This window comes from Nocardioides sp. (assembly GCF_036401255.1).
GTDB lineage: Bacteria > Actinomycetota > Actinomycetes > Propionibacteriales > Nocardioidaceae > Nocardioides.
Genome location: NZ_DASWVI010000468.1, coordinates 1 through 3,538 on the forward strand (window position 1 = coordinate 1; position 3,538 = coordinate 3,538).

Genomic DNA, 3,538 nt, shown 5'->3' on the forward strand with positions numbered 1-3,538 from the left:
CGCGAGCCGCAGCGCCTGGCCCAGCTCGTCGAGGACCCCGTCGACGAGCGCGACGTCGGGGTCGGGCGCGCTGGTCGCCGTGGGGGACCCGGCCGGCGACGGGTGATCGTCGTCGCACCCGGAGACCGCCACCAGGCCCGCGAGCGGCCCCGCGACGAGGGCGATGGCGCTGCGACGGGCGAGACGAGGACCGGCGGGCACGGCGACGACCCTACCGAGGCCCGCCAGCCGCTATCGTTGTCGACCAACAACAGCACAAGGAGGTCGCCCACTCGTGAGCAGTGCCAACCAGGACGCCACCCGGGACCAGATCGAGGCCGAGCTCGACGACCCCCTGCGCGCCCTGGGCCTCGACATCGAGGCCGTCGAGATCACCCCCGCCGGCAAGCGCCGGATCCTGCGCATCGCCGTCGACAAGGACGGCGGCGTCACGCTGGACGAGGTGGCCGACGCGACGCGGGAGGTCAACCGGGTGCTCGACGGGTCCGACGTGATGGGCGAGCAGCCCTACACCCTCGAGGTCACCTCGCGCGGGGTCGACCGGCCGCTGACGCTGCCCCGGCACTGGCGCCGCAACGCCGGCCGCCTGGTCAAGGTCACCTTCGCCGACGGGCGGGCCGCGACCGGCCGGATCCTCGAGAGCGACGAGCAGCAGGTGACCCTCGAGGTCAGCGGGACCCGACGGCAGGTCGCCTACGCCGAGGTCAAGAAGGCGCTGGTGCAGGTGGAGTTCAACCGGCCCAAGGACGAGCCGGCCGACGAGCCGAACAACGGTGCGTCGGACCGTGGAGACGACGAGGCGGGGGAGGCCTGATGGACATCGACATGAGCATCCTGCGGATGCTGGAGCGGGAGAAGGAGATCTCCTTCGACGTCCTCGTCGAGGCGATCGAGCAGGCCCTGCTGACGGCGTACCACCGGTCCCCGGGGGCGCAGGAGCACGCGCGGGTCGTCCTCGACCGCAAGAGCGGCCACGTGAGCGTGCTCGCGGCCGAGGTCGACGAGGAGGGCAACACCGTCGGGGAGTACGACGACACCCCGGCCGGGTTCGGCCGGATCGCCGCAACGACCGCGAAGCAGATCATGCTCCAGCGGCTGCGCGACGCCGAGGACGACGTGCGGTTCGGCGAGTTCTCCGGCAAGGAGGGCGACATCATCTCCGGGATCGTCCAACAGGGTCGCAACCCCGACGACGTGATGGTCGACCTCGGCAAGCTCGAGGCGCTGCTGCCGGTCGGCGAGCGGGTGCCGGGCGAGCGCTACGACCACGGCACCCGGATCAAGTGCCTGGTGGTGTCGGTCCGCAAGGGCATGCGCGGCCCGCAGATCACGCTCTCGCGCTCCCACCCCAACCTCGTCAAGAAGCTGTTCGCCCTCGAGGTCCCCGAGATCGCCGACGGGACCGTCGAGATCGCCGCGATCGCGCGCGAGGCCGGTCACCGCACGAAGATCGCGGTGCGCTCGACCATCCCCGGCGTCAACGCCAAGGGCGCCTGCATCGGCCCGATGGGCCAGCGGGTCCGCAACGTGATGTCGGAGCTGCACGGCGAGAAGATCGACATCGTCGACTGGTCGGAGGACCCTGCCGCGATGGTCGCCCACGCGCTCTCCCCGGCGCAGGTCACCTCGGTCGAGATCGTCGACGCCGCGGCCAAGTCGGCGCGCGTGGTCGTCCCCGACTTCCAGCTCTCGCTCGCGATCGGCAAGGAGGGCCAGAACGCCCGCCTCGCCGCCCGGCTCACCGGCTGGCGCATCGACATCAGGAGCGACGAGTCAGCCGAAGGCTGACGAGGAGCTCCTGATGTCGATAGGAGCCGAGTCGGCGCCAGTTTCCCTCCCGCGCGCAGCGCCGCGCCGGAAACTGGCGCCGACTCGGCGTCGCCGGACCGGAAACTGGCGCCGACTCGGCATCCAAGGCCCGAGGCAGGAGGTGAGCTGCTGTGAGCGCTGAGCTGTTCCTCGTAGGCGACGGCCCCACCGGCGTGCTGGTGCTCTCGGGCTCCAGCGGGCGGGTGGAGGAGGACCGGTGCCGGGTGCTGGCCGCCGCCGGCGCGACGGCGGCGTCGTACCGGTGGTTCGGCGCCGAGATCGACCTGGTGCCCCTGGAGTCCTTCGACGACGCCCTGCTCACGCTGCACGAGCGCTGCGACCGGCTCGTCGTGATGGGCACCTCCCGCGGGGCGGAGGCTGCCTTGCTGCTCGGCGCCCGCCACCCGGAGATCGACGCGGTCGTCTCGGTCTCCGGCAGCGGGGTCGTGTGGGCCGGGCTGAGCTCGGACCGGCCGCAGCGGTCGGCGTGGACCAGCGGCGGCTCGCCGCTGCCGTTCGTGCCCTACGACGACTCCTGGGAGCCCGAGCCCGGCGCCGACCCGCTGGAGCTGGTCGGGATGTACGAGCAGAGCCTGGCGTCGTACGCCGACCGGGTGCCCGCCGCGCGCATCCCGGTCGAGCGGATCGCCGGCGAGGTGGTGCTGGTCGCCGGCGGGGACGACCGGCTCTGGCCGGGCCTGGACCTCGCTGAGGGCGTCGTGCGCCGCCGCGAAGCAGCGGGCCTCGCCACGACGCTCGTGAGCCACCCCGAGGCCGGCCACCGACTGCTGCTGCCGGGCGAGCAGGTCCCGCCGCCGCCGCGCCTGGTGCACGGCGGGACGTCCGAGGCGGACGCCGAGCTGGGCCGCCGCGTGTGGCCGGAGCTGCTGCGGCTGCTGGCGCCCCCGGGTGCCGGTTCGAAAACGGTGGACCGATCGCGGTAGGGTGGTCGCCAGTGGCGCGTGAACACACCCCTTCTGCATGCCCCGAACCCTCCAGCCCCCGCGGCCCGGTCCGGATGTGCGTGGGATGTCGCAAGCGGGCCGCGAAGAGTGAGCTGTTACGGGTGACCGTCGGCTCGGGGGTGCACGGCCAGCCGGTCGTCGCTCCCGATCCGCAGGGCACCGCACCCGGCCGGGGAGCACACCTGCACCCCACCGCCGAGTGTTACGACCTCGCGGTACGCCGGAAGGCGTTCGGCCGGGCCCTCCGGGTCGCGACCGGGCTCTCCAGCGCACCGGTGGGGGACTACGTCGCCGCGGCCCACAGCACAGCACCACCACCCTGATCGACCGACAGAGACTGGAGCAGCAGCTCATGAGCACTCGATGAGTACCTCGCGATGAGTTTGCACAACCACTAACGGTCTGAATCACCCCCAGCGCAGACTGGACCCGGGTCTCAGGCCAGAAGGAGAAGCGTGGCTAAGACCCGAGTTTCAGAACTCGCGAAGAAGTACGGCATCCCCAGCAAGGAAGCGCTCGAGAAGCTGGGCGCGATCGGTGAGTTCGCCAAGACGGCGTCCTCCAGCATCGAGCTGCCTGCCGTCAAGAAGTTCGAGGACACCTACGGTGCCGAGCTGCTCGGGCGGATGAAGTCCGCCGAGGAGTCGGCGCCCGCCAAGAAGGCGCCGGCGAAGAAGGCCGCCGCCCCTGCGGCTGCCGAGGCCCCCGAGGCCGCAGCCGCTCCCGCGGCCGCCGCCGAGGCACCCGCCGCGGAGGCGCCGACC

The 3,538-nt window shown here is 72.4% G+C and carries 6 protein-coding genes; 5 read left to right on the forward strand and 1 reads right to left on the reverse strand.

Features of this window, described 5'->3' with window-relative positions:
- On the reverse strand, nucleotides 1-201 hold a 201-nt coding region (locus VGD85_RS21530; protein ID WP_331065481.1), incomplete at its 3' end, for a hypothetical protein.
- A gap of 73 nt (nucleotides 202-274) precedes the next feature.
- On the opposite strand from VGD85_RS21530, the gene rimP reads away from it, so the two are divergent.
- The 5 genes from rimP to VGD85_RS21555 form a co-directional block, all read left to right on the forward strand.
- On the forward strand, nucleotides 275-814 hold the full coding sequence (gene rimP, locus VGD85_RS21535; RefSeq protein WP_331065482.1) for a ribosome maturation factor RimP: 540 nt from the start codon (nucleotides 275-277) through the stop codon (nucleotides 812-814).
- Nucleotides 814-1,788, forward strand: a complete 975-nt coding sequence (gene nusA, locus VGD85_RS21540; protein ID WP_331065483.1) for a transcription termination factor NusA — start codon at nucleotides 814-816, stop codon at nucleotides 1,786-1,788. Before rimP ends, nusA begins: the two co-directional genes overlap by 1 nt.
- 152 nt (nucleotides 1,789-1,940) lie before the next feature.
- Nucleotides 1,941-2,753, forward strand: a complete 813-nt coding sequence (locus VGD85_RS21545) for an acyl-CoA thioester hydrolase/BAAT C-terminal domain-containing protein (protein WP_331065484.1) — start codon at nucleotides 1,941-1,943, stop codon at nucleotides 2,751-2,753.
- Nucleotides 2,754-2,827: 74 nt separating this feature from the next.
- A complete protein-coding gene (locus VGD85_RS21550; protein WP_331065485.1) occupies nucleotides 2,828-3,097 on the forward strand; it encodes a YlxR family protein in 270 nt (89 codons plus the stop codon).
- 132 nt (nucleotides 3,098-3,229) lie between these two features.
- A partial coding sequence (locus VGD85_RS21555) for a translation initiation factor IF-2 N-terminal domain-containing protein (protein ID WP_331065486.1) occupies nucleotides 3,230-3,538 on the forward strand: 309 nt, incomplete at its 3' end.

Bases quoted from the DNA above. Each gene is read 5' to 3' on its own strand.
- nusA (WP_331065483.1), top strand. From the start codon at position 814: ATGGACATCGACATGAGCATCCTGCGGATGCTGGAGCGGGAGAAGGAG.
- VGD85_RS21550 (WP_331065485.1), top strand. From the start codon at position 2,828: ATGTGCGTGGGATGTCGCAAGCGGGCCGCGAAGAGTGAGCTGTTACGG.